The organism is Dryocola clanedunensis (assembly GCF_038405435.1).
GTDB classification, from domain to species: domain Bacteria; phylum Pseudomonadota; class Gammaproteobacteria; order Enterobacterales; family Enterobacteriaceae; genus Dryocola; species Dryocola clanedunensis_A.
Genome location: NZ_JBBYHZ010000004.1, coordinates 85,570 through 110,538, shown reverse-complemented (window position 1 = coordinate 110,538; position 24,969 = coordinate 85,570). Strand labels below are relative to the sequence as shown.

Sequence of the window (24,969 nt, the reverse complement as noted above, 5' to 3'; positions counted from 1 at the left end):
CCTGGAATTGCGGCCACGAGACTGAAAGCGGTGTCTGAAGATAGCGAAGAGGATAAAACAGAAGCCCCCACACCCCACAGGCTTGAAAAGGCTCGTGAGGATGGGCAGATCCCGCGTTCCCGCGAATTAACCTCGCTGCTGATGGTGCTGGTGGGGCTGAGCATTATCTGGATGGGCGGCGAGCCGCTCGCCCGGCAGCTGGCGGCGATGCTCGCGGCCGGGCTGCACTTCGATCACAACATCATTAACGACCCGCACCTCATCGTGAATCAAATCAGCCTGCTGATTAAGCAGGCCGTCTGGGCGCTGCTGCCGCTGATGGGAGGGCTGGTGATCGTGGCTATCGCCGCGCCCATGCTGCTCGGCGGGCTGCTGTTCAGCGGTAAATCCATTGCCTTTAAGTTCAGCAAACTCAACCCGCTGCCCGGGCTGAAGCGTCTGTTTTCCGCGCAGGCCGGTGCGGAATTACTCAAAGCCTTCTTAAAAGCGCTGCTGGTGGGGGCGGTGACGGCCTGGTACCTGTGGCACAACTGGCCGGACATGATGCGGCTGATGAGCGAACCACCGATTGCCGCGCTGGGCCACGCCCTGGACATCGTGGCGGCCTGCGGGCTGCTCATCGTGCTGGGGCTTATCCCGATGGTCGGCTTTGACGTCTTTTTCCAGATTTTCAGCAACCTGAAAAAGCTGCGCATGAGCCGTCAGGACATTCGCGACGAGTACAAACAGCAGGAAGGCGATCCGCACGTTAAGAACCGCATTCGCCAGCAGCAGCGCGCGGTCGCCCGCCGCCGCATGATGGCCGACGTGCCGAAGGCCGACGTCATCGTCACCAACCCGACGCACTACTCCGTGGCCCTGCAGTACGACGAGAAAAAAATGAACGCGCCGAAGGTGCTGGCCAAAGGGGCTGGACTTGTGGCGCTGCGCATCCGTGAAATCGCTAACGAACACCGTATTCCAACGCTTGAAGCGCCGCCGCTCGCCCGTGCGCTCTATCGCCACGCCGAAATCGGCCAGCAGATCCCAGGCCAGCTTTACTCTGCGGTGGCGGAAGTGCTCGCCTGGGTCTGGCAGCTCAGACGCTGGCGCGTGGCGGGCGGCCTGATCCCGAAAAAACCTGAAAACCTGCCGGTGCCAGAAGCACTGGACTTTGCGAATGAGAAGGACTCCGATGGCTAATCTGCTCGCGGCACTGCGTCTGCCCGGCTCCATGAAATCCGGGCAATGGCAAATTCTTGCCGGGCCGGTGCTCATCCTGCTAATCCTGTCGATGATGGTGCTGCCGCTGCCCGCGTTCGTGCTGGATTTGCTGTTCACCTTTAACATCGCGCTGTCGATCATGGTGCTGCTGGTGGCGATGTTCACCCAGCGCACGCTCGAGTTCGCGGCGTTCCCGACCGTTCTGCTGTTTACCACGCTGCTGCGCCTGGCGCTGAACGTTGCCTCCACGCGTATCATTCTGATGGAGGGTCACACCGGTGCGGGCGCTGCGGGTCGCGTGGTGGAAGCCTTCGGCCACTTCCTGGTGGGCGGTAACTTCGCCATCGGCATCGTGGTGTTCATCATTCTTGTGATCATCAACTTTATGGTTATCACCAAGGGCGCCGGGCGCATCGCCGAAGTGGGCGCGCGCTTCGTGCTGGACGGGATGCCGGGCAAGCAGATGGCCATCGACGCCGACCTTAACGCGGGCCTGATTGGCGAAGAAGAAGCGAAAAAACGCCGTTCGGAAGTGACCCAGGAAGCGGACTTCTACGGGTCGATGGACGGGGCGAGCAAGTTCGTGCGCGGCGATGCCGTTGCCGGGCTAATGATCATGGCCATCAACGTGGTCGGCGGCCTGCTGGTCGGCGTGCTGCAGCATGATATGGCCGTTGGCGCGGCGGCGGAGAGCTACACGCTGCTGACCATCGGTGACGGCCTGGTCGCGCAGATCCCGGCGCTGGTTATCTCCACCGCGGCGGGCGTCATCGTCACCCGCGTGGCGACGGACCAGGACGTTGGCGAACAGATGGTCACCCAGCTGTTTAATAACCCTCGCGTGATGCTGCTAAGCGCCGCGGTGCTTGGCCTGCTGGGCATGGTGCCGGGGATGCCGAACTTTGTCTTCCTGCTGTTTACCGCCGCGCTGCTGGGGCTTGCCTGGTGGATGCGTGGCCGACAGATGGCCGCGCCTGCGGCCCCGGCACCGGTAAAAATGCCGGAGAATCCGCAGGCGGTAGAGGCGACCTGGAACGACGTCCAGCTTGAGGACTCGCTGGGCATGGAGGTGGGCTATCGCCTGATCCCGATGGTTGACTTCCAGCAGGACGGCGAGCTGCTGGGACGCATTCGCAGCATCCGGAAAAAATTCGCCCAGGAGATGGGTTTCCTGCCGCCGGTGGTGCACATCCGTGACAATATGGACCTGCCGCCCGCGCGCTACCGCATCCTGATGAAGGGCGTTGAAATTGGCTCCGGGGACGCCTATCCAGGACGCTGGCTGGCGATTAACCCGGGCACCGCGGCCGGTACGCTGCCGGGAGAGTCGACCATCGACCCGGCCTTTGGTCTGCAGGCCACGTGGATTGAAAGCGCCCTGAAAGAGCAGGCGCAGATTCAGGGCTTTACGGTGGTGGAGGCGAGTACGGTTGTCGCCACGCACCTTAACCACCTGATTGGCCAGTTCGCCCCGGAGCTGTTTGGCCGCCAGGAGGCGCAGCAGCTGCTCGACCGGGTAACCCAGGAGATGCCGAAGCTGACGGAAGATCTGGTGCCCGGCGTAGTGACGCTGACCACCCTGCATAAGGTGCTGCAAAACCTGCTCGCCGAGAAGGTGCCGATTAAAGATATGCGCACCATTCTGGAAACGCTTGCCGAACATGCGCCAGTCCAGAGCGATCCCCATGAGCTGACCGCCGTCGTGCGCGTGGCGTTAGGCCGCGCCATTACCCAGCAGTGGTTCCCGGGGACGGGCGAAGTGCAGGTAATTGGCCTGGATACCGCGCTCGAGCGCCTGCTGCTTCAGGCCCTGCAGGGCGGAAGCGGGCTGGAGCCGGGGCTGGCTGACAGGCTGCTCGAACAAACTCAGGATGCCTTGCAGCGCCAGGAGATGCTGGGGGCGCCGCCGGTGCTGCTCGTCAATCATGCGCTGCGACCGCTGCTGGCCCGCTTCCTGCGCCGCACCCTGCCGCAGCTGGTGGTGCTCTCAAGCCTTGAGCTGTCCGACAACCGCAATATCCGCATGACCGCCACAATAGGAGCGAAGTAATGCGCGCGCTTTTGTTAGCGGTGCTGCTGCCGGTAGTTGCCCAGGCTGCAGGTGAGGGGAGCTGGCAGGCCAGCGGGATGGGGGCAACCCTCAGCAATCGCGGCGTTGTTGCTTCCTCCCGCCCGCTGGCCCCGTCGCAGCCGGTAAACGGCATGATGACGCTGGTCGCCTGGCGCTACGAACTGACTGGCCCCACGCCGGGCGGGCTGCTGGTGAAGCTTTGCTCTCAAACCCGCTGCGTCCCCATCGAAGGGCAAAGCGGCACAACTCGGGGATTAACGAACGTGGCGGCTGGCGAACCGTTGCGCTTTGTCTGGGAGGTCCCCGGCGGCGGCAAGCTCTTCCCGCCGCTGCGCGTGCGCAGCAACCAGGTGATTGTGAATTACAGCCAGGCCGGTCAGAGATGAAACTCGATCGTCCTGCCGTTGGGTAGCCTGACATCAATGCTCATTTCGCCGCCCAGCGCCGTGACGTAGCGCTTCAGGGTAGATAACCGCGGGTCGTTTCCGGGGTTTTCCATCTTAGCCAGCGTGGGCTGGGACACGCCAATGGCGCGGGCCAGCTCCGTTTGTGACATGTTTAGCTCTTCGCGTAATTTGCTGAGTATGACTTCCCGCAGCAGAATATCGGCCTTTTGGGCGATCCGCTTCTGGCTTTCCGGACTCTGCTTCGCAAGCAGCTCTTCATAGGTCGACATATTACTTCTCCAGTCTGGCCAGATGACGACGATATTCACTTTCCGCAAGTGCGGTCATCCGGCGGTAATACCGTTTTTCGTTAGCGCCGGTTTTATCTCCGGCGCATAACACAATGGCCTGGCGTGCGGGGTCAAAGGCAAAGAAGGCCCTGACAGGCGCTCCGGCATGCTGCACCCGCAGCTCTTTCATATTGGCAAAGCCCGAGCCTTTAAGCGTGTCGACGTGAGGGCGACCTAAATGCGGCCCCATTTTCTTCAGCACGTCCATGGCGGCCAGTACGCTTTCCCGCAGCGCCTCATCCTGCGCCAAAAACCAGCTATCAAAAACATCCGTTGTTATGACTTTCCACATATCAGGTCCCATAGCCAAAAGGCTATAAACGCATCATAGCCTTTTGGCTATGAAATAAAAAGAGAAGGCTGTACGCCGCCGCTGTTAAAAACGTCCTGATTCTAAGGATCTCTTTTCATTTCCCAACCGGGTATGACATGAACTGCGGGATGTCACGCAATGACGGAACTTAAAGCAAAATAATCGCCTGCCTTAAGCCTCATCTCCCGCAGGCCCATTCCGTCGTCACTTCTCATTTTTAACCCTGCCTTTTGATAAAAACGAACCCATGTTTTATAAACGGGATGCGGATGCCGACACTCTTTGCGTTTTTGCCAGCTTCCGCAAAGGCGTGGCAAAAACGAAAAGGTTTCCCGGGCCCCATACTTTTACTTTACCCCTGAGGATTTCTTTCCGGCCTGTGAGAGGCCTGATTTGCAATCTCCTATAACAAAAGCAACGGGGTTGACGGCAATGAAAAAACGTACAATTGGCCTGAAGAATTATCTCGCTTACGGTGCAGGTGATTTTCTCGGCGCGGGTACCACGGCGCTGACCGCAGCATGGCTGCTCTATTTTTACACCACCTTCTGCGGGCTTTCGCCCATCGAAGCGACCTTTATCTTTGCGCTGGCTCGCGTGCTGGACGCGGTGGTCAGCCCGCTGATGGGCTTCCTGACCGATAACTTCGGCTCCACCTGGCTTGGCAAGCGCTTTGGCCGCCGTAAATTCTTTATCCTGCTCGGTATCCCGTTAGTTTTCAGCTACAGCTTTATGTGGGTCGGGGAGATGAGCTACTGGTATTACCTTGTCACCTACCTGATTTTTGACGTGGTTTATACGATGATTCTGGTGCCGTACGAGACGCTGGTGCCGGAAATGACGGATGATTTTAAACAGAAAACCAAGTTCTCCGGGGCGCGAATCTCTATGGCGCAGCTTTCGGCTATTCTTGCGGCGTTCCTCCCTGGCATCCTGCTGAACCACTTCGGTAAAGACAACGCTGTCTCCTTTTTCTATGCGAGCCTGGTCTTCGCCACGCTCTGCGCAATCGTGCTGACGTTCGTCTGGCTGTTCACCTGGGAGCGCCCACGCTCCGACTGGACGGAAGCGGCGCTGCGGGCCGAGGAAGAGAAGAAATCGCTGACCTTTAAGCAAAGCATGAAGCGGCTTAACGTCGAGCTGACCTCGACTTTACGCATCAAAATTTTCCGTCAGCACCTGGGCATGTATCTGGGGGGCTATATCGCGCAGGATGTGTTCAACGCGGTGTTCACCTATTACGTGGTGTTCGTGCTGATGCAAAGTGCGTCCGTCGCCTCTAACCTGCTGGGAACGATGGCGATAATGCAGTTTATCGCGGTCATCGGCATGATCCCGCTGTGCATTAAATTCGGGCCCGCACCTTCTTACCGGATGGTGGTGGTGCTGTTTGGCCTGAGCTCTATTTCTTACGCCGTGCTGTACTACGCGGGCCTGAGCGACGGTTTCTCTCTGCTGCTGCTGGTTTCTGCTATTGCCGGTCTTGGCCGCGGCGGCATCAACTATGTGCCGTGGAACACCTATACCTATATTGCCGACGTGGACGAAGTGATCACCGGGCAGCGCCGGGAAGGGATCTTTGCCGGGATCATGACCCTGACCCGCAAGGCGTCCCAGGCCGGAGCCGTGATGCTGGTGGGGATTGTGATGCAGCTCTCCGGCTTCGTTTCCGGCCAGACGGTGCAGCCGCCGGCGGTCAGCCACACCATCCTGATGATTCTAAGCTTTGGCACCGTTGCCGTGCTGGCCTGCGGCTTCCTGATCTCCCTGCGCTTTAAGCTCAACCTGCAAACCCACAGCGTACTGCGTGAAGAGACCGCGAAGATGCGGGTCGCCAACCGTGCCGTGCCGGAAGAGATCACTCCGCAGGCCCGCGCCACCGTCGAGATGCTGGCGGGAATGCCTTATGAGAATCTCTGGGGTAACAACAATATCGGTTACCTCAACCATAACAAACCTGCGGCACCGAGCCTGAAGAGCGCCGCCGCCATGAATTCAAATACCAACGCTACTCAGAGGTTAAGTTAATGATTATTTATCCCGTCAAACACAGCCCGCTACTGTGCCAGCCGGAGCGCTTTATCGCCCGGGATGAGCTTTCAGGCCTGATCCATAAGGTGACGGACAATCTCATTACCATTAAGGACGAGTCCGGGCAGTTCCTGCTGCGGCTGGACGACGGGCGCGTCATCGACACCAAAGGCTGGGCGGGCTGGGAGTGGACCCACGGCGTCGGGCTGTACGGCATGTATCAGTATTACCGCCAGACCGGCGATGAAAAAATGCGTGAGATTATCGACGGCTGGTTTGCCGACCGCTTCGCGGAGGGCGCGACCACCAAAAACGTCAATACCATGGCCCCGTTCCTGACGCTGGCCTACCGTTATGAAGAGACGGGCAATCCGTCATATCTGCCGTGGCTTGAGAGCTGGGCGGAGTGGGCGATGTACGAGATGCCGCGCACCGACCACGGTGGGATGCAGCACATTACCCTGGCGGAAGAGAACCACCAGCAGATGTGGGATGACACGCTGATGATGACGGTCCTGCCGCTGGCGAAAATCGGCAGGCTGCTGAACCGCCCGGAATACGTTGAGGAGGCGACCTATCAGTTCCTGCTCCACGTGCAGAACCTGATGGATAAAGAGACCGGCCTGTGGTTCCACGGCTGGAGCTACGAAGGCAACCATAACTTTGCCAACGCCCGCTGGGCGCGCGGCAACAGCTGGCTGACCATCGTTATTCCTGACTTCCTCGAGCTGGTTGATTTGCCGGAGAATAACGCGGTGCGCCGCTATCTGGTGCAGGTGCTGGAAAACCAGGTCGCCGCGCTGGCGAAGTGCCAGGATGACAGCGGCCTGTGGCATACGCTGCTCGACGATCCTCACTCCTATCTTGAAGCGTCCGCTACGGCGGGGTTTGCCTACGGCATTCTGAAAGGCATCCGTAAGCGCTATATCAGCAGGGAGTACGGCGAAGTCGCCGAGAGGGCGATGAAAGGCATCGTGGCCAATATTTCCCCTGACGGCGAGCTGCTGCAAACGTCGTTTGGCACGGGGATGGGCAGCAATCTGGAGTTTTATCGCCAGATCCCGCTGACCTCCATGCCGTACGGCCAGGCGATGGCAATCCTTTGTCTGGGCGAGTATCTGCGCATTTATTTCTAATCGTTCACCGTTACCTGCAGGCCGGATAAGCGAAGCGCTATCCGGCTTTTCACAATTTGCGAAGGATGACGCTGGCCTGGCACCTGTAGGCCGGATAAGCGAAGCGTCATCCGGCAATTTCTCAGTTTGCGGAGGAGGTATCCACCTTCGCAAATAGTTCAAAAAATAGAAAAAATATAAAAGGCGTAATACGCGCGGCATTTCATTATGCTCTCGCTATTCGATAAGCCTCTTCCCGGTTATTTTCCCCTCCGTTCAGTACCTTCTTCAGGATAATTTGATGTCTATTTCACCGCTTGCCCGGGTGGCCAGCAGCAGCGTGGTCGAGTCCGGCGTGGTGCTCGGCGCGCACGTTAGCATTGGCCCTTATTGTGTTATTTCCGCAGGCGTGGTGATTGGCGAGGGCACCGTCATCGCCTCCCATTCCGTGATAACCGGCCTGACGACCATCGGGCGCGATAATATCTTTGGCTCGTATGCCTCCGTTGGCGAGGTGAATCAGGATCTTAAATATGCCGGTGAGCCCACTACGCTGGTGATTGGGGACCGCAATCACGTCGGCAAGCACGCCACTTTTCATCGCGGGACGGTGCAGGGCATCAGCTCGACCATCATCGGCAACGACAACCGTTTTTTAAACAACGTTCACGTCGGGCACGACTGCGTCGTCGGTGACCGGACGCAGATTGGCGACAACAGCGGCCTTGCCGGGCACGTCGAACTTGCCGATGAGGTGGAGATTGGCTTCATGTGCGCCATCCATCAGTTCTGCATGCTGGGTACGGCGGCGAAGGTAGTCAGCCAGTCCGCCGTCGTACAGGACGTTCCGCCCTTTGTCATCGCCAGCGGCAACCGGGCGGCCCCGCAGGGAATTAACAACAAGGCAGCGGCCTTTCTCGCGCTGGAGCTTTATCAGCAGATTCTGGTTATCCAGCTGTACGAAAGGTTTTATCACCAGGCGCTGAGCATTGATGAGGTGAAGGCGACGCTGAAAGCAGGGGAGAGCGACTACCCCATCATTGCGGTGTACAACGAGTTCTTTGCGCGTTCGGCGCGGGGAATTATTCGCTAGCGCGGGCAAAAAAAAGGCCCGTCATCGTGACGAGCCTTTGTGCTAAGGATGCTTATCAGGCACCGGCTGGCACCGCGTGAGCGGTGTTATTCAGCACCGGACCCTGGTACTTCTCGATTTCCAGCTGCGCCATCTGCCCGCAGTTGCCCTGCGCCAGGTTGGACGAGCCGATATCGAAGGTCAGGCAGTTCACGTTGCCGTTCTTACACAGTGACCCTGATTCACGCGGATCCGCCGGGTCGAACCACGCACCTTCGCTGATCCGCACTACGCCCGGACGAACCCGCTCGGTGACGACGGCCCCGACCAGTATCTGTCCACGGTCGTTAAAGGCGCGCACCAGCTCATTGTTGCCAATGCCTCGTGCCTTCGCATCTTCCGGGTGGATCCAGATGGCTTCACGGTCGGCGACGGCATACTTCTTACGCAGCGGCGTATTGTCCAGCTGGGAGTGCAGGCGGTTGATGGGGTGCGCGGTGTTGAGCGACAGCGGATACTTGCTCGCCTCCGGCCCTTTGTACCACTCGTGCGGCGGCAGCCAGCCCGGCAGCCCCGGACAGTCCTCATAACCCATTTTAGCGACGGCATCAGAGTAGATTTCAATCTTCCCTGACGGCGTACCCAGCGGATTAAGCAGCGGATTGTCGCGGAAGTCGGCAAAGCGTACCCACTGCTTGTTTTTCTCCGGCACCGGGAAGCGAACGTAGTTGTTCGACGCCCAGAACATATCGAACGGCGGCAGGGCGACGCGGGCGTTGCGGGCCTGCGCCTTCATGTTGTCGTACATGCCTTTCAGCCACAGCATTTCGTCTTTGCCTTCGGTGAAGGCTTCCTGAACGCCCAGCTTAGCGGCGATGCCCGAGAAGATATCGAAATCGCTGCGGGATTCGTGCTGAGGCGGCACGCACTGGTGCATCGGGAAGACGTAAAGCTGGGAGTAATCCCCGCCCATCTCCAGGTCGTTACGTTCGTAGCTGGTGGTTGCCGGCAGAACGATGTCGGCGTACTTCGCGGTTGCGGTCCAGTAAGGCTCGTTGACCACGATGGTTTCCGGATGCTGCCAGGCCTTGATCAGGTTGTTGGTGTCCTGATGCTGGTGGAAGGTGTTGCCGCCCGCCACGTAAACCATCTTCACGTCAGGGTAGGTGACCTTCGCGCCGTTGAAGTCGATGGTTTTGCCCGGGTTAGCCAGGCATTCGGCAATGCGCGCAACGGGGATCGGCGTCGGGCTGTTTTTCGGTGAATCGCCAGCGGATATCCCGGCCAGAATACCGCCGCGTGCCGTCGGGCTGCCGCCGGATGAGTAGTGATAGCTGAAGCCGAAGCCGCCGCCAGGCAGGCCAATCTGGCCCAGCATAGCCGCCACGGTGACCAGCAGCCAGTGCAGCTGTTCGCCATGGTGCTGACGCTGGATGCCCCAGCCGCCCATGATCATGGTGCGGTTCTTCGCCATGTCGCGCGCCAGCTGGCGCAGGGTTTCCGCCTCCACGCCGCAGATGGCGGCGGCCCAGTCGGCATCTTTGACCACGCCGTCCTGCTCGCCGTTGAAGTAGGCCGCGAACTTATCGAAGCCGACGGTATAGGTTTTCAGGAAGTCGGCGTTGTGCAGCTTTTCGGCCATCAGCGTATGGGCGATGCCCACCAGCATGGCGCTGTCGGTATAAGGATGCGGTGCCAGCCACTCGGCGTTCATATAGTCGATGCTGTCACTCTTCACCGGGTCGATGCCGATCACCCGCACGCCTTTTTTCTTCAGCGCTTCAAAGCCCGCAAGGCCAACGTGGTCCGGCACGTTCCAGCTGTTTTTCAGCGTGACGACCGGGTTACAGCCCCACATGATCACCAGCTGGCTGTTGTCGAGCACGTTAGGCCAGGCGGTCTGCTGTTCGTAAACCTCCATGGATCCCACCACGTGCGACATAATCACCTGAGCGGCACCGGTGGAGTAATCCCCCGCGTAGCCCAGGAAACCGCCGGACAGGTTCATCATGCGCTGCAGCAGGGTGCGGCTGTTGTGCAGCATTCCCACGCTCTTCCAGCCGTAGGAACCGGCATAAATGGACTGCGGGCCATGCTCGCTTTGCAGACGGCGAATCTCATCGCTCACCAGCGTCAGGGCTTTATCCCAGCTTACGCGCACCCACTCATCGCAGCCGCGCAGTTCCGGACGGCAGTTTCGGGAACCGCCTTCCAGCCAGCTTTTACGTACCATCGGGTATTTAACGCGGTTCGGCGCGTGGACCTGATGCGGTGCCATGGTGATTAGCTCATTAGGGAACGGGTCGTCCTGTACCGGGCGAGTCTCAACCATTTTTCCGTCGCGGACGATGGCTTCGAAAGCGCCCCAGTGGGCGCTGGTCAGAATGCCTTTTTCAGCCTGGCGGAGCACCACAAACTGCGGCAGCGCCTGGCTTACCGCCTCGGCCATTGCCGAGCGGGGGAAGAGCCCCCCCAGCAAAGATGCGCCGCCGAGGGCTGCGGCACCGGTCAGAAAACGGCGGCGGGAAAGTTGCATGCCTTCACGATTGGCTTTCATTATTTAGCCTCCTTGCTGGCCGCAGGCATATCGCTTGCGTGCTGTTGAACGTAGCGGGTCAGAACGCGCAGCTGCTCCTGGTCAAGGGAGGTGCGCGGCGCCATTCCTTTGATAACGCCAATCCACTGGTTAGCGTTGAAGCGGTCAAGGGAGGTCAGGCCGTGGCAGCCGGTGCAGTTGGTGGACATCATAGACGCCGCGTAATCCCAGATTTTCTGCTGGTTGTCGATGAGCTGTCCGGCAGGCAGCCAGACCTGCAGCGCGCTCTTATGCCACACCAGCTGGGTTTCCGGATCGGTAAAGTTGCTTACCTGCTTCACCTGCTTGCGGGCGTCTTCGCCCAGCAGCACGCTGAGGATGCGTTTGCCCGCGGCAGAATAGAAGACCTCGTTGACGCCATCCTGCTGCCAGCCGTCCACTTCCGCCAGGATCATGTTGTTTTCACGTTTAACCACGCTGACTTCGGTACCCGGCATCAGGTTACCGGCGTTATGCTGTTTGCTGTCGGCGCTCAGCCAGAATGGCTGGGTAGAGATTGACCACAGCGTGCTGGCCGTAGCCGGGACTTTCGCGGCGGCGGCGGACAGTTCGCTGGCACCGGCTGCGGAAAGCTCGCTCATATCCGGCAGAATATGGGCAACGCCTTTGTGGCAGTCGATACAGGTTTCGCCTTTTTTGATGGCTACCGGGTGTTCGTTACGGGCTTCCGGGCGCTGGGCCAGAATGTCCATAGCCTCATAGCTGTGGCAGGAGCGACAGGTTGCGGAGTCGTTCTTTTTCATGGTGTCCCAGACGCTCTGGGCCATAGCCAGCTTGTGGGCGTCGTACTTCTCCGGCGTATCGATTTTGCCGGTCATTTCACCCCAGACGTCTTTCAGCGCCATAACCTTGGTGGTCAGGTAGTCGATAGGCTGGTGGGGAACGTGACAGTCGGCGCATTCGGCGCGGATCCCTTTGGTATTCTGGAAGTGAACGCTGCCCTGGTATTCAGCCAGCGGGCGTTCCATGGAGTGGCAGGAGACGCAGAACTCGGTATCGCTGGTTTTGTGCATCACCGTCGCGCCGCCCGTTAACAGGGCTGCGCCCAGCACGATGCCTATTAGCAGTATCCACAGCCATGTCAGACGCCTTCTGGGCGCTCGTTTCGATTGATTCATAGAAAATCCCTTAGAAGAAAAATCAACGCGGAAATATCGCTCTTGGTGGCGATAATGTTTACGCATGAATTATAAGGGCTTTTTGGAAACTTACCTCAAAATGAGTAATAAAAATTAACGCTTCGTTGATACTGCACAAAATGAGGGGATTAAATGAGGGGGGAAAGGGCAGACGGCGGATGGCGCTGCCGCTTATCCACCCTAAAGCTACACCATCGAACCGTAGGGCGGATAAGCGAAGCGTCATCCGACATATTACGTGGATGACGCCAAAAGATTACATGCGCTCTACGGTCTGAATGCCCAGCGTATCCAGACCCAGCTTCAGCGTTTTCGCGGTCAGCAGCGCCAGCTTCAGGCGGCTGTTGCGCGCCTCCTGAGAATCAGCGGTCAGGATCGGGCAATGCTCGTAGAAGCCAGAGAACAGGCCGGCCACGTCGTAAAGATAAGAACACATCACATGCGGCGTGCCGTCGCGGGCTACCACGTTCAGCGTCTCTTCGAACTGCAGCAGGCGGGCGGCCAGCTGCGCTTCGCGATCTTCAGTGATAACCACCGGCGATTTCAGCAGCTCTGCTTCATCAATACCAGCTTTACGGAAGACGGAAAGCACGCGGGTGTAGGCGTACTGCATGTACGGCGCGGTGTTGCCTTCGAAGGCCAGCATGTTGTCCCAGTCAAAGATGTAGTCCGTGGTACGGCTCTTTGACAGATCGGCATATTTCACGGCGCCAATGCCGACGGCGATCGCCAGGGCTTCCAGCTCATCGGCGGGCATGTCCGGGTTTTTCGCGCCGACCAGCGTGCGGGCGCGGTCCATCGCTTCATCCAGCAGGTCCGTCAGCTTAACGGTGCCGCCGGAGCGGGTTTTAAACGGCTTGCCGTCTTTGCCCAGCATCATGCCGAACATCTCGTGTTCCAGCGGAACGGAATCCGGCACGTAGCCTGCTTTACGCACGATGGTCCATGCCTGCATCAGGTGCTGATGCTGACGGGAGTCGATGAAATAGAGCACGCGATCCGCATGCAGCGTTTCATAACGGTACTTCGCACAGGCGATATCGGTAGTGGTGTAGAGATAGCCGCCGTCTTTTTTCTGGATGATCACGCCCATCGGGTCGCCATCTTTATTTTTATATTCGTCCAGGTAAACCACGGTTGCGCCTTCGCTTTCCACCGCCAGACCTTTCGCCTTCAGGTCTGCGACAATGCCCGGCAGCATCGGGTTGTACAGGCTTTCACCCATCACGTCGTCGCGGGTCAGCGTCACGTTAAGGCGGTCATAGGTTTTCTGGTTCTGCGCCATGGTGATGTCGACCAGCTTGCGCCACATCTGACGGCAGTACTCATCGCCACCCTGCAGCTTAACGACGTAGGCGCGGGCGCGTTCGGCGAAGGCTTCATCTTCGTCGTAATGCTTTTTGGCGGCGCGGTAGAACTCTTCCAGGTCGGAGAGGGCCATCTCCCCCGCATTTTCCTGCTGCTGCTTTTCGAGATACGCAATCAGCATGCCGAACTGGGTGCCCCAGTCGCCAACGTGGTTGGCACGGATAACTTTATGGCCGAGGAACTCCAGGGTGCGGACCGCTGCATCACCGATGATGGTGGAGCGAATGTGGCCGACGTGCATCTCTTTTGCCACGTTTGGCGCGGAGTAATCGACAACGATAGTCTGCGGAGCCACGGTATTGACGCCCGCACGGTCAGAGGCGGCTGCGTCATCAATATGCTTCGCCAGGAACAGCGGGTCGAGGAAGATGTTGATAAAGCCAGGACCGGCAATTTCTACTTTGCTGGCGATCCCGGTCAGATCCAGATTGGCGATAACGGACTCTGCGACTTGTCGTGGCGGCTTGCCCAGGGATTTCGCAACGGACATCACGCCATTGGCCTGATAGTCACCGAACTGGACTTTGGCTGACTGACGAACCTGAGGTTCGCAATCCGCAGGCGCACCTGCGGCAATCAGTGCCTGACTGACTTTATCTGATAGAAGAGCCTGAATATTCACCGGGATACCTTACATTTTTCTTTGGGCCGCCAGAACTGGACGGCAGCCGTATCGTGGGGGATAAAATAAGGGGCTAAGTATAACTGTATTTAACCGCCTTCGTCAGCAAAAGCCTTGCCCCGCGCGCCCTGAACTAAACTCAACGGTATAGTGAATAACCATTCAGCAGCGAAGCGGCACCTGCAGGGTTGGTGGCGGCGATTTTAAAAGGTAGATTAGCGCCCTTCAGGTTCCCGAGGACAAGACGATGGCCAACTGGCAGACAATTGCAGAACTGAATGATATTTCAGCGGATCTCCCGCGTTTTACAAAAGCGTTAATGGAACTTGCCACGCGGCTGGATCTGGATCTGTCACTTCTTGAGGCCGATCACATTTCCCTGCGCTGCCATCAGAACGCGACGGCGGAGCGCTGGCGGAAGGGGCTGGAACAGTGCGGGACGCTGCTGTCGGAAAATATCATCAACGATCGGCCCATCTGCCTGTTTCGCCTGGCCGAGCCGGTTTGCGTGGAGCACTGGAAGTTTACGATTGTTGAGCTGCCGTGGCCGGGCGAAAAGCGCTACCCGCACGAAGGCTGGGAGCACGTTGAAATTGTGCTGCCCGGCGAACCGGAAACGCTGAACAGCCGTGCGCTTGAGCTGCTTTCCGATGCCGGACTGCGCCAGACGGGTATTTCGGTGAAAACCAGCTCGCCGAAAGGGGAGCACGAGCGTTTGCCGAACCCGACCCTTGCGGTGACGGACGGCAAGGTGACCATCAAATTCCATCCGTGGAGTATTGAAGAGATCGTCGCCAGCGAGCGGGCGGGGCTATAGCTCATTCACCGCCGTCTGCATGCGCCCGATGGCATCTTCCAGCATGAACGCCGGGCAGCCGAAGTTGATCCGCACGAAATTACCGTCGCCAAATTCGCTGCCCGGCGAGAAGCCAAGCCCGGCCTTCTGGAAGAACAGCGCCGGGTTCTCAACCCCTAGTTTGCTGGCATCCACCCAGGCAAGATAGGTTGCCTCCGGCGAGACCATCTCCAGCCCGGCCAGCCCATTGACGGCCTGCACCAGCCTGTCGCGGTTGCGGCGCAGATACGGCAGCAGCGCTTCGAGCCATGCATCGCCTTCGCGCCAGGCCGCATTAGCCGCCGTTAACGCCAGGATATCCACGCTCGGCACAATCCCTTCGCGAATTTTGTTAAAGCGCCTGCGCAGGTCAGGATCAGGAATGATGGCGATGGAGGCGCCGAGGCCCGCAATATTATAAGTTTTAGACGGGGAGATAAGCGTGACCGAACGCTGCGCCGCGTCCTCGCTTAGCGTTGCAAACGGAATATGCTTTACGCCCGGCTCCAGCAGCAAATCACAGTGGATTTCATCCGAGCAGACAATCATGTCGTGCTGCTGCGCAAAGGCCAGCTGCTGTTCCAGCTCTTCACGACGGTACGCGGTGCCGCCGGGGTTTTGCGGGTTGCACAGCATCAGCAGTTTTTCTTTGCCGGTAAGCTGGGATGCAAGGGAGGGGAGATCCATCAGCCAGCGATTATGCTCAAGGCGCAGCGGGGCGTTTAGCTGGGCGCGGTCGGCAAGCACGGCAGATTTTTTGAACGGCGGATAAACTGGCGTCGGGGCAATCGAGCTTTCGTCCGCGCTGGTAAAAGCCCGCACGCAGAGGTTTAACCCGGCCACAACCCCCGGCAGCACAACGACCCATTCAGGCTTAATGTTCCACTGGTAGCGGCTGGCCATGCGTTCGACCACGGTAGAAATTAACTCGCGCGGGACGTCACCGTAGCCAAAGACGCCGTGCGCCACGCGCTGGTGAAGCGCGTCAATAATGCAGTCCGGCGAACGAAAATCCATATCGGCTACCCACATCGGTAAAACTTCCTCACCAAATTTGTGCCATTTCTTGCAGTCGCTGTGACGGCGGTCGATCCCTTCGTCAAAATTGAATGCCATGATAATTTATCCCGTTATGTGCGTTGTTTCAGATTACCACTCCGGGTCACTGAGACAACAGCCAGCCTGAAGATTTTTAAGGAGTAATCAATGGCTTTGCTGGAAATTTGCTGCTATGGAATAGACTGCGCGCTGACCGCAGAACGGGCCGGAGCCGACCGCATTGAATTATGTGCGGCACCCAAAGAAGGGGGGCTGACGCCGTCGGCAGGCGTGCTTCGCAAGGTGAAGCAGCTGGTTACCATTCCCGTCCATCCCATCATTCGTCCGCGCGGCGGCGATTTTTGTTATTCCGAAGGCGAGTTCGCCACCATGCTGGAAGATATCGGGTTTATACGCGAACTGGGTTTCCCCGGTCTGGTTATCGGCCTGCTGGATGAAGAGGGGCATGTCGATCTGGCGCGTATGCGGCAGGTAATGGACGCCTGCAACGGCATGGCGGTCACCTTCCATCGCGCTTTCGATATGTGCCATAACCCCGTCCTTGCGCTGAACCAGCTCACCGATTTGGGGGTGGCGCGCATTCTGACTTCGGGGCAGCAGCAGAACGCCGAAGCAGGACTTTCATTACTCAGGGAACTAAAACGCCAATCCCGTGCTCCAATCATTATGGCGGGTGCTGGCGTGCGCCTGAGCAACCTGCAAAAGTTCGTTGATCAAGAGGTTGACGAGGTGCACAGCTCGGCAGGACAGAGCGTTGCCTCTGCGATGCGCTACCGTAAGGCGGGTGTCTCGATGAGCGCGGATGCCGAAGCCGATGAATTTAACCGCTACTGCGTAGATGGCGACGTGGTGGCAGCAATGAAAGCCGTACTGGCCACCGCAAAACCGGCAGCCTGATACGCAAAAGGTTTTTAACCGCGCATCATGTCGCCCAATGTGATGTTTGCTCGTACCAGGCCCCGGTGCTTTACCGGGGCTTTTTTTATGCTGTGATTTGCGAATTATGCAAAAAGAAAAGCTCAGCCGTGTCGGCGAAATTCCTGTGACTGGCTTATCAAAACCTTGCCGAAAATGCAGAAGCGGCTCTCGTTGCTCTTGTCTATGGCCCACTCCCGGTATTTCGGATTGTCCGAAAGCACCAGAATGCGGTCCGGGACCATCTGTAGCCGCTTAACGTGGATCTTCTCATCAAAGCCGAACACGTATATTCCGTCACCTTCTAACTGGCGGACGGTGACGTCGACAAAGAGCAAATCGCCGGGCTCAAGCGTGCCGGACATGCTGTCGCCGCGCACGTTAATGACTTTTATCGCCGACTCCGGCCTGCCGCCAAAGAGCGCAAGGGCGTGCTCGGTGTTGTAGACGATAGAGTGGATGGTCTCAACGATATCGCTGCTGTTTACATACCCTTCGCCCGCGCTGGCGCTGACGTCAAGAATATCAACGCGATAACCGTCTTCTGTGTCCGTCTCACTCTCATCTGAATCCCCTGGCTTTTGCACCGCATAGCCTGGTTCGTCCTCAGCAAAAAGATCGTGCACCGGCACCGCAAGCGCCCGGGCAATTTTAGCCAGCGACGCCTCGGTAAAGGATTTTTGCTTGCCTGTTTCAAGGCGCGAGATATTTCCCGCATCGCTTCCTATTGAAGCGGCAAGGTCCGTGATGGTCATGTTCCGCGCCTGGCGGAGATCCCGAATACGTTTTCCGATGTTCATTGCTGAATTACAAATCACAATTGTGATTTTTGCAAATTTATTTGCGGAACATACAAAACGCTCCTAATATGCAAATTACGCAAATTGATTTGCTCTTAACGCAATCAAAAGCCTTCATTGTTGTCTGTTAACAAGTTGATTTGCGCAAAACCTAAATTAACGCATCGAGGAACAATGAAATGAATAAACTCTTAAGTGCAGCGGTCATGCTTATCGGCATGGCGGCGTGCCATACGGCCCTGGCGGAGGAAACCCTTCCTGAAGGAGCGGCAAACGTAGTCTGTAACTATTCTCATACGCTGGCCGACGACCCCATTCTTTATCCAGGCAAGCCGGGAATTGCCATGTCCCACGATTTCTTTGGTAATGAGGCGGCTAACGGCAACTCTACGGCGAAAAGTTTGCAGGCTACTCCGGCGAGCACCTGCGAAAACGTGGCGGATGCCACCGCCTACTGGGCACCGTCGCTGCGCCTGGCTGACGGACGAATTATTAAACCGAGCTATCAGAAAACCTATTATACCAACGAGGCTATTCCCAGTAAGACACGCTTTAAAGTCAACCCGTTACCAACGGGCATTCAGCTCCTTGCAGGCGATCATCACGGAAGCGAAGCAAACCCAAACATCAGCTTCCTCTGTACCGGCATGGACTATTCAAATGACATCCCGGCGCAGTGTAAGCCTGACCCCGTTAATGGAACGCAGTTTAATATCGGGATCAGCTTCCCGACCTGCTGGGACGGGGTGAACCTGGCGCCCCAGGTAATGAGCGGAGGGCCGAACAATGCGGCCTATGCGGATGAAAATGGTACCTGTCCGGCAGGTTATCCGAAACGCATTCCGCATATCAGCATCAACGTGGCTTATATGGTAGGTAATGTGTTCGATCTGCGAGGCGCGCAGCTGTCGCTGGATCCTACCCTCGATGACAAGGGCAACGTCATCAAGGAGAACTGGGGATCCCTGTATACCGCACACGCAGATTTCTTCAACGGCTGGAGGCCTGAAGCGGCGAAGTATATGGCTGATTTCTGCATGAACAATGCTATCGACTGCGGTAAAGAGGTGGCCTATAGCTATACGGAAGCGCTGGCCGATGCGTCTGTGACCGACGGCGATGCCCATGCTACCAACTTCGGCAGCGACAAAACATTAACGCTGCAGAACGGCGGCGAGGGGTATGCGCAGACTAACAGTTATATCCGTTTTAAAATTCCAGAGGGGGCGAGCAATTTCCCTAAAGGGTTTACGCCGGTTTATAAGCTGAGTTTTTATGGCCGCGCGCAGCCGGATGGAGTCTCTCAGGTTGGGATTTATATCTACGCCACCAGCGATGACTGGGATGAAAATAAGATAACCATGGATAACGCGCCTGCCTGCTCAAACGCCACTCTTTTCTGGATGAGCAGCACCGAAATGTATAACACTTATGACATTACGCCACTGGTGCAGTCAGCAATTGATGCGGGTAAAAAGACAATCTCGCTCTGCGTGAAAGACGGTACGGACAATAACTTTAAGTTCGATATCGGCAGCAGCGAAAGTGACCATAAGCCGGTACTTTCACTTATTTCGTACAATGAGTTTGGTGTCTGAGCAATCTGCATTTCAGGTTTGCCGTGCCGGAACTTCCGGTACGGCATCAGGCCTCATGATATCAATTATATATAAGCGTGAATGTCGCTAAGCTGTTGGCAGAGCCAGGAGATACCGTTTCGCCGGTTTGAATATATTGAGCTGTAAAATTAATGTTTTCGGCGCTGCCAGCGCTGCTGGCCGTAATGTGTTTCAACACAGGTAAATTACTGGCTTCGTTAATGATCAGCGCGGTACCGGCGGAAGGTGCAGGTGGTGGGTTATTGCCGTAACTGATTTGAATCCCTACGCCTTTAGCCGTACGGTCTTCCTGACTCAGTGCTAACGTGTCGGTAAGGCCGGGCTCCGCTGTAACGCCAAAGAAACCAATTTTCACGTCCGTAGGGGTAGTACAAAAGACGGGTACAGCAAAGGATTGCTTGTTGCCGGCAGTGGTCTTCAGGCCCTTAAACTCAGATTTGTTTACAGTGCCCAGGTTAACGTTAATCCGGGATGTTGTAACCTGGCAGCTACCATTCGACCCGATATCAACATTGAGCGCAGAGAGATCGATGATCGTTGGCGTGGAGGTCGTGACCCCGTCTGTCCCAGCCGTTTGCTGTTCCATGAAAAGCTTTCCTACCTGAGGCTGAGCGTCGACGTTTTCGTGGTTTCCGCTATTTAGCGACACATCCTCCGTTTTATAAAAAATGACAAACATTTTCACAGTCAGTTCGCGCTGGGTCATCATGTCTGAGAGCTGGGAGCTATCGCAAACGGTGATAGATTCGCTTCCGGCGGGTGAAGATAAGCCATCAATATACCGTATCGGCCCGCCGCCACACTGGAAACCAAGAGAATACCCAATACCTTCAAGCTTCGTCGCAAACACATGATGGCCGTTGATGACCGTGCCAGAACCTGAGGTATCCATCTGTTGATAAATTATCCTTTTGTATTTTGCGAGAGGTGCCTGTAGATCACATGAGAAACGGACCCCGCTGCCGTTGTCCTGCATCTGGTTTGTCATTTGCGTGTTAGCTGGCAGCGTGGGGAGGTACTGTATGTTTTGGGTGTTGAACGTCGTTTGCCCGGTGGCGGCATTACAATTTTCAGCATAACTGCTGTGGCAGTAGCTGCCGGTCATAAGAACGATAAATCCAATACGAATAAGGTTTTTCATACTGATCCTTTACTGGCAGATGCCAGCGAAAGTTTTCACCTGGTTTTGCTGCTGCGAGGCGGAAAGGCTGAATGGCATAACACAGGTGTAAGTAACATTTTGCTCGTCCCAGCTTGCTTCAATAGCACCCCGGGCGGGTATCCCGCTAAGATAGACTTCGCCCCGATCGGCTATCATGCCGCTGGCGGGCTTTTTGTCTTCGCCAGCGGCTGGAATAAGATGAGCACTGGCACCAAAAGGAAGCGGACCGTTTTTATCACGTAGCGTAAACAGCACCCGGTAACCGATATGCGTCTGATAATCTGCTAAGACCACCGCGCCGCCTCCAGGTATAACCGTCTGGCTGTCCAGCTCAACGTCTGTCTGGGTGTCCATCGTACTGGTATCAAGGGTGATGTCGTTTTTACGCCAGTTCGTCAGCGTTGGTACAATGGCGTAACCCCGTGAATCCGTATGGACGTTGCTGCCATTTTGAATGGCAACGTGCGCCGCGCCAGGCGCGCGAACAACAGCAAAGCTATCGCCGGTAGCCTGGCCGAAGGTGATGCCATGCGCGTGGGCAACAACAGAACCCGAAGCCCCCCAGGTCAATTGCCTGTTAAGATTATCGTACCGGTAGCCAAGCTGAGCGGTACCATAACCACCATGATAATCCATGCCCACACCGCTATTTACACTCTGGCCTTTATTGCCATATCCCTGCTGAACATTGTAATAAAAATTATGTTCCCCCAGCACCGTGCCATATAGCGAGACCTGCTGAGAAGTATGGCCACTATTGTCGGAGGACATGTTATAGCTGGCAGAGTGTTCAGGCAGCCATTGTTCTAAAGGAATATTAACGTTGAGCGATACCGAGCGGTCCGCTTGATTTTTTGTCGACGACTTTGTGAAGTAATAGCCAAGTCCGCACGAAATCCCCTTCCAGCCGCTATAAAAACCGATATGCAGAGTCTCGTCATGGTGCGGTGAATGCCAGTATTCTTGCGAATAAACCGAACTGGAAATACTGCCCCAGCTCCCCATAGACTGGCTTACAGAAAGCTCTTCGCGGCTTCTTTTATTGTCCAAAGGGCTCTTAGGATCTTCCAGCGTTACCGCCTCACTAAAGTCGTAATATCCACTGGAAGAGTAGCGATAGCTGGCAAGGCTGAAAGAGGTTCCCGTCAGATTGAAATCTTTCTGGTACTGCGCGCGTATAGACTGGCCGGAATAGCGCTTATGCGTGGGGGTGTTTGTCGTTGAAAACGTGGCGTCTGAGCCTAACGAACCCCATTCTCCAAAACCACGGCTTATGCCTACGGCATATGCCTGATAATCTTCAGCGAGTTGCGTACCGCCAAAAACAGTAAAGGATGCCGGGAGGCCGTAAAAGAGGGTTGATTGTATAAACTGCGGCTTACGCGATTCATCGCCGCCTGAATGAAAGCGGCCAACGCTGACGCTAATTTTGCTACGTCCTTCACGCAACATGAAAGGAACGGCAGAAAACGGCTGGGTAAAAGTTCTTACAGAACCATCGCTTTCGGTGATTTTTACCTCAAGATCACCGCTTTGAGCTGTCGGATAGAGATCTTTCAACGCAAACGCGCCAGGGGCCACGTAGGTTTCATAGATGACATAGCCATGCTGCGAAATAGTGACTTTGGCGTTGCTGTGGGCTATACCGCGAATAACAGGAGCAAAGCCGCGCTGACTGTCCGGCAGCATTTCATCTTCGGACATAAGCTGGATGCCGCGAAACTGAATGCTGTCAAATATGTCGCCTGAAGTGTAGGTATCGCCAATACGTAACAAGCTTTGCAGCTCTTTGACATCGTGTTGTAAATAGCTACTTTGCGACTGCCAGCGGCTGTGCTTGTCGTACATCAGCGATGAGATGTTACGTAAACGCCAGCCGCCGATATTAATGCCGCTGCGTAAATTTAAATAGTTTGAGTTTATAACGCCTTCCCGCTGGTGGGTTTGTGAACCTGTCAGGCTGTAGTTAACAAACGCGGCAGCTATGCCGTCGTCCCAGCGGGCAGGGTCGACATATCCACGGCTTTGTACGTTCATAGCTGCCTGTGGAATGCTCAGGATGAGGCGCTGGGCGGTAAATTCCAGCTTACTACTCGCATCGGGAATAAAACGTTCGATCCTGGTGAATGATTCACCTTCAGACAGCGCATTAAACCTTGAAAAGGCGCTAACGTTGACACCGTATTCCGCTAGCTGCGCAGCTGTCAACACGGGTTTCAGCTCCCCGTCTTCTTCGACAAACTCTACAGTTTGTTGGCTAACAGTTTGATTGTTTACGACAATACTAACCCGGTAGGTACCTGGAAGCTGTCCACCCGTTTTAGAGAAATAATGCAGGTCCGCCGTTTTTTGTTGCTGATCGGAAAACTCCAGTGCCGCTGGATCAAAGTAATCATCCGCCAGCACCGGTCCGCTGCAGCTCATGAATAGTAGAGCTGTCGGCATAGTGGCCAGCAGGAGGTTGCCTGTAGAGGGGGTATCAAGCAGTGAATACCCGTGCGACTTATTTGACATGTATTTTTTCACAAATGCATCGTCGGACGATGAAGTTTCAACGAAGTTCAACGCCGTGCGTAATCGCTAATGCCACCGAAGTCGTTGATGGCGCGCCATTTAACTTGACCACAGTGCTCCACAGGCCACTCTTTACCCGTCAGCGGAGCGATCATGCCCGGTTCATCAATTTCTCTGTCCGCGACCGTGATTGAATAAAAGGAGATGAAACGCGGGGTGGGATTGACGGCAATTAAACGCCTCCCGCTACAGTGAAACTCCAGTTTTTCCCATGCTGTGGCCGGATCGCCAGGCAGACCAGCGGGTCGATAAAAAATCTTGAACATGGATTTGATATTGACCTGTAATTTATTGCTGATGCCTTTTTGTGAAGGCGAAATACTTTTTACGTTGAGCCAGAAAACGGACTCGCGATCGGTGGGTAGTTGCGAACCGGTGAAGGTGATGCGTAAAATGTTTTTTTGTTCAGGATCGAGGCGAAATAGCGGTGGCGTCACGATAAAAGGTGCCCGTTCCGCCTTGTTTGACGAATAATTTTCTATCCATGATTGCACCAGATAGGGTACATGAGAGTCTGCATTGGTAACCGATAATGAAGCTTCACGGTCACCTTCATTATAAATTACTCTTGTCCCACCCATTATAATCCCGGCAACAGAAGAGAAAGATACCAATGAAAAAAAGACTGCTATCGTCATGAAATAACGGTTCATAAATACCTGGCAGGATAATGTCTATGACAATGAATATGAGCAGGTGAAAGCCTGCTCATTAATAACTTAGTTATATACCATATTGAAATTTGCTACGCCGTTGGCTGTGCCGACGGTAACATTGTCAACAGTAGAGCGATAATCTGCATAGAATGTCAGATCGGCTGTCCCATCATTTCCGTTATCGCCGATATTGATTGGGTATTCTTTTGAGACGGTACCAAGAGCGATTTTATCAGTTTTATCAGCTTCGAAGAGTTCAATCGCTACGCCGGTAGCCGCTTTTGCACCTGAATCGATCGCCAGCAGGTTTTTATCAGTTGCATCATGATTACCATCGAAGAGCACTGCCACTTTAGTCACGGAATCCGGACAATCCTGAACTTTAATATGAAAAGGAGTTTTCGTTGTTTCGGTACCAGCGGCAGTAAAATAATTGCTGGACCATTTTCCCAGGTCAACCTGTTGACTTACGCTTTGTGAATCAATATTACAGGAGGTATCAGTGATAGAGCCGGTAAATTGTACTTGCCCGCCGGTGCTTTGTGTCCCGGCTTCGGAGCCAGGGTTGACGTTTACACCCGTAGTTTCTGAAATTACTGCGCCAGAAGTTAGTGCAGATAAAATTAATGCCATAATACGGAACTGTGATTTCATTTCTAATCTCTTCATTAACTTGTATCCCCTGCGCGACAGCTGTGACGCTGTCCTGGCATAACATTTCGCCCGCAGTTCTTCCTTGTTAACTGATTTTCGTTCCGTCGAGGGATGTTTGACTTTTAATCCATTTCGTTCGCCTGAATAGCAATAATGCGGAGAACGAATTTATTCTTTTAATCTCATTAGTTGTGCATAAAATGCATCTTTAATATTAAGGAAATATACACAATAAGCAATAAATTATTTTGTGAAGCATAAGGTTATAAAATTAATTTGAAAGTAAAATAATTGAGGATCAAAGGATGAATGTTATGGTGTGATGTGTAAAGAATAAATCAACAAATGAATTTCTATCATTTTATTAACATTGGTAATGTGACGTTAACCTTTTGGATTCAATTATAAGAACTAATTAAAATGATACCC

At 55.5% G+C, this 24,969-nt stretch carries 20 protein-coding genes; 9 read left to right on the top strand and 11 right to left on the bottom strand.

Features of this window, described 5'->3' with window-relative positions; genetic code table 11:
• The first annotated feature begins 30 nt into the window (after positions 1–30).
• Genes flhB through flhE form a run of 3 tightly spaced genes read left to right on the top strand, consistent with a single transcriptional unit; the run spans position 31 to position 3,660 of the window.
• Positions 31–1,182 (top strand): flagellar biosynthesis protein FlhB, encoded by a 1,152-nt coding sequence (flhB, locus tag AAE045_RS11030; protein WP_455547767.1) that lies wholly within the window; start codon positions 31–33, stop codon positions 1,180–1,182.
• Entirely contained in the window at positions 1,175–3,253 is a 2,079-nt protein-coding gene (flhA, locus tag AAE045_RS11025) for a flagellar biosynthesis protein FlhA (RefSeq protein ID WP_455547766.1), read from the top strand. Before flhB ends, flhA begins: the two co-directional genes overlap by 8 nt.
• Complete coding sequence (flhE, locus tag AAE045_RS11020) at positions 3,253–3,660, top strand: flagellar protein FlhE (RefSeq protein WP_455547765.1); 408 nt, start codon at positions 3,253–3,255, stop codon at positions 3,658–3,660. Before flhA ends, flhE begins: the two co-directional genes overlap by 1 nt.
• On the opposite strand, the gene AAE045_RS11015 is transcribed toward flhE, so the two are convergent.
• Both AAE045_RS11015 and AAE045_RS11010 read right to left on the bottom strand, forming a co-directional pair.
• Positions 3,651–3,950, bottom strand: a complete 300-nt coding sequence (locus AAE045_RS11015) for a helix-turn-helix domain-containing protein (protein WP_455547764.1) — start codon at positions 3,948–3,950, stop codon at positions 3,651–3,653. The two genes, flhE and AAE045_RS11015, sit on opposite strands and share 10 nt — an antisense overlap.
• A 1-nt stretch (position 3,951) precedes the next feature.
• Positions 3,952–4,302 carry a type II toxin-antitoxin system RelE/ParE family toxin gene (locus AAE045_RS11010; protein WP_455547763.1) on the bottom strand — a complete coding sequence of 117 codons (351 nt, stop codon included), beginning with the start codon at positions 4,300–4,302 and terminating at the stop codon, positions 3,952–3,954.
• A gap of 453 nt (positions 4,303–4,755) precedes the next feature.
• On the opposite strand from AAE045_RS11010, the gene AAE045_RS11005 reads away from it, so the two are divergent.
• The 3 genes from AAE045_RS11005 (at position 4,756) to lpxA (ending at position 8,562) form a co-directional block, all read left to right on the top strand.
• Positions 4,756–6,351, top strand: coding sequence for an MFS transporter (locus tag AAE045_RS11005; RefSeq protein WP_455547762.1), 1,596 nt, complete (start codon positions 4,756–4,758; stop codon positions 6,349–6,351).
• The gene (bglB, locus tag AAE045_RS11000) at positions 6,351–7,490 is read left to right on the top strand and encodes a beta-galactosidase BglB (protein ID WP_455547761.1); all 1,140 of its coding nucleotides are present in this window, start codon (positions 6,351–6,353) and stop codon (positions 7,488–7,490) included. Before AAE045_RS11005 ends, bglB begins: the two co-directional genes overlap by 1 nt.
• Positions 7,491–7,770: 280 nt before the next feature.
• On the top strand, positions 7,771–8,562 hold the full coding sequence (gene lpxA / locus AAE045_RS10995; RefSeq protein ID WP_455547760.1) for an acyl-ACP--UDP-N-acetylglucosamine O-acyltransferase: 792 nt from the start codon (positions 7,771–7,773) through the stop codon (positions 8,560–8,562).
• A 55-nt stretch (positions 8,563–8,617) separates the two neighbouring features.
• Here lpxA and torA read toward each other — a convergent pair whose 3' ends face one another.
• The 3 genes from torA to argS form a co-directional block, all read right to left on the bottom strand.
• The gene (torA, locus tag AAE045_RS10990) at positions 8,618–11,098 is read right to left on the bottom strand and encodes a trimethylamine-N-oxide reductase TorA (RefSeq protein WP_455547759.1); all 2,481 of its coding nucleotides are present in this window, start codon (positions 11,096–11,098) and stop codon (positions 8,618–8,620) included.
• Entirely contained in the window at positions 11,098–12,255 is a 1,158-nt protein-coding gene (locus AAE045_RS10985) for a NapC/NirT family cytochrome c (RefSeq protein WP_455547758.1), read from the bottom strand. The genes torA and AAE045_RS10985 overlap by 1 nt, the downstream gene beginning before the upstream one ends.
• Positions 12,256–12,532: 277 nt before the next feature.
• Positions 12,533–14,266 carry an arginine--tRNA ligase gene (argS, locus tag AAE045_RS10980; RefSeq protein WP_455547757.1) on the bottom strand — a complete coding sequence of 578 codons (1,734 nt, stop codon included), beginning with the start codon at positions 14,264–14,266 and terminating at the stop codon, positions 12,533–12,535.
• 247 nt (positions 14,267–14,513) lie between these two features.
• Between argS and AAE045_RS10975 the strand changes: the two genes are divergently transcribed.
• The gene (locus AAE045_RS10975; RefSeq protein ID WP_455547756.1) at positions 14,514–15,083 is read left to right on the top strand and encodes a VOC family protein; all 570 of its coding nucleotides are present in this window, start codon (positions 14,514–14,516) and stop codon (positions 15,081–15,083) included.
• On the opposite strand, the gene AAE045_RS10970 is transcribed toward AAE045_RS10975, so the two are convergent.
• Positions 15,078–16,217, bottom strand: coding sequence for a MalY/PatB family protein (locus AAE045_RS10970; RefSeq protein WP_455547755.1), 1,140 nt, complete (start codon positions 16,215–16,217; stop codon positions 15,078–15,080). The two genes, AAE045_RS10975 and AAE045_RS10970, sit on opposite strands and share 6 nt — an antisense overlap.
• A gap of 90 nt (positions 16,218–16,307) precedes the next feature.
• Here AAE045_RS10970 and cutC point away from each other — a divergent pair, with 90 nt between their 5' ends.
• Positions 16,308–17,057 carry a copper homeostasis protein CutC gene (gene cutC, locus AAE045_RS10965; protein ID WP_455547754.1) on the top strand — a complete coding sequence of 250 codons (750 nt, stop codon included), beginning with the start codon at positions 16,308–16,310 and terminating at the stop codon, positions 17,055–17,057.
• 122 nt (positions 17,058–17,179) lie between these two features.
• Here the strand turns inward: cutC and AAE045_RS10960 are convergent, their stop codons facing one another.
• Entirely contained in the window at positions 17,180–17,875 is a 696-nt protein-coding gene (locus AAE045_RS10960) for an XRE family transcriptional regulator (protein WP_455547753.1), read from the bottom strand.
• 179 nt (positions 17,876–18,054) lie between these two features.
• On the opposite strand from AAE045_RS10960, the gene AAE045_RS10955 reads away from it, so the two are divergent.
• The gene (locus tag AAE045_RS10955) at positions 18,055–19,473 is read left to right on the top strand and encodes a DUF1996 domain-containing protein (RefSeq protein WP_455547752.1); all 1,419 of its coding nucleotides are present in this window, start codon (positions 18,055–18,057) and stop codon (positions 19,471–19,473) included.
• Positions 19,474–19,534: 61 nt separating this feature from the next.
• On the opposite strand, the gene AAE045_RS10950 is transcribed toward AAE045_RS10955, so the two are convergent.
• From AAE045_RS10950 to AAE045_RS10935, 4 genes are all read right to left on the bottom strand, one after another.
• The gene (locus AAE045_RS10950; protein ID WP_455547751.1) at positions 19,535–20,635 is read right to left on the bottom strand and encodes a fimbrial protein; all 1,101 of its coding nucleotides are present in this window, start codon (positions 20,633–20,635) and stop codon (positions 19,535–19,537) included.
• A 9-nt stretch (positions 20,636–20,644) separates the two neighbouring features.
• Positions 20,645–23,170 (bottom strand): fimbria/pilus outer membrane usher protein, encoded by a 2,526-nt coding sequence (locus AAE045_RS10945; protein ID WP_455547750.1) that lies wholly within the window; start codon positions 23,168–23,170, stop codon positions 20,645–20,647.
• Between the two features lie 47 nt (positions 23,171–23,217).
• On the bottom strand, positions 23,218–23,883 hold the full coding sequence (locus AAE045_RS10940; RefSeq protein ID WP_455547749.1) for a fimbrial biogenesis chaperone: 666 nt from the start codon (positions 23,881–23,883) through the stop codon (positions 23,218–23,220).
• Between the two features lie 66 nt (positions 23,884–23,949).
• Complete coding sequence (locus AAE045_RS10935) at positions 23,950–24,540, bottom strand: fimbrial protein (RefSeq protein WP_455548051.1); 591 nt, start codon at positions 24,538–24,540, stop codon at positions 23,950–23,952.
• Positions 24,541–24,969: the final 429 nt, after the last annotated feature.

Coding starts and splice junctions, on each gene's coding strand:
- cutC (WP_455547754.1), top strand. CDS start 16,308: ATGGCTTTGCTGGAAATTTGCTGCTATGGAATAGACTGCGCGCTGACC.
- AAE045_RS11005 (WP_455547762.1), top strand. CDS start 4,756: ATGAAAAAACGTACAATTGGCCTGAAGAATTATCTCGCTTACGGTGCA.
- AAE045_RS10975 (WP_455547756.1), top strand. CDS start 14,514: ATGGCCAACTGGCAGACAATTGCAGAACTGAATGATATTTCAGCGGAT.
- AAE045_RS10940 (WP_455547749.1), bottom strand. CDS start 23,883: ATGAACCGTTATTTCATGACGATAGCAGTCTTTTTTTCATTGGTATCT.
- AAE045_RS11015 (WP_455547764.1), bottom strand. CDS start 3,950: ATGTCGACCTATGAAGAGCTGCTTGCGAAGCAGAGTCCGGAAAGCCAG.
- flhA (WP_455547766.1), top strand. CDS start 1,175: ATGGCTAATCTGCTCGCGGCACTGCGTCTGCCCGGCTCCATGAAATCC.
- AAE045_RS10935 (WP_455548051.1), bottom strand. CDS start 24,540: ATGAAATCACAGTTCCGTATTATGGCATTAATTTTATCTGCACTAACT.
- AAE045_RS10945 (WP_455547750.1), bottom strand. CDS start 23,170: ATGTCAAATAAGTCGCACGGGTATTCACTGCTTGATACCCCCTCTACA.
- AAE045_RS10960 (WP_455547753.1), bottom strand. CDS start 17,875: ATGAACATCGGAAAACGTATTCGGGATCTCCGCCAGGCGCGGAACATG.
- flhE (WP_455547765.1), top strand. CDS start 3,253: ATGCGCGCGCTTTTGTTAGCGGTGCTGCTGCCGGTAGTTGCCCAGGCT.
- AAE045_RS10970 (WP_455547755.1), bottom strand. CDS start 16,217: ATGGCATTCAATTTTGACGAAGGGATCGACCGCCGTCACAGCGACTGC.
- AAE045_RS11010 (WP_455547763.1), bottom strand. CDS start 4,302: ATGTGGAAAGTCATAACAACGGATGTTTTTGATAGCTGGTTTTTGGCG.
- AAE045_RS10985 (WP_455547758.1), bottom strand. CDS start 12,255: ATGAATCAATCGAAACGAGCGCCCAGAAGGCGTCTGACATGGCTGTGG.
- AAE045_RS10950 (WP_455547751.1), bottom strand. CDS start 20,635: ATGAAAAACCTTATTCGTATTGGATTTATCGTTCTTATGACCGGCAGC.
- bglB (WP_455547761.1), top strand. CDS start 6,351: ATGATTATTTATCCCGTCAAACACAGCCCGCTACTGTGCCAGCCGGAG.
- torA (WP_455547759.1), bottom strand. CDS start 11,098: ATGAAAGCCAATCGTGAAGGCATGCAACTTTCCCGCCGCCGTTTTCTG.
- AAE045_RS10955 (WP_455547752.1), top strand. CDS start 18,055: ATGAATAAACTCTTAAGTGCAGCGGTCATGCTTATCGGCATGGCGGCG.
- lpxA (WP_455547760.1), top strand. CDS start 7,771: ATGTCTATTTCACCGCTTGCCCGGGTGGCCAGCAGCAGCGTGGTCGAG.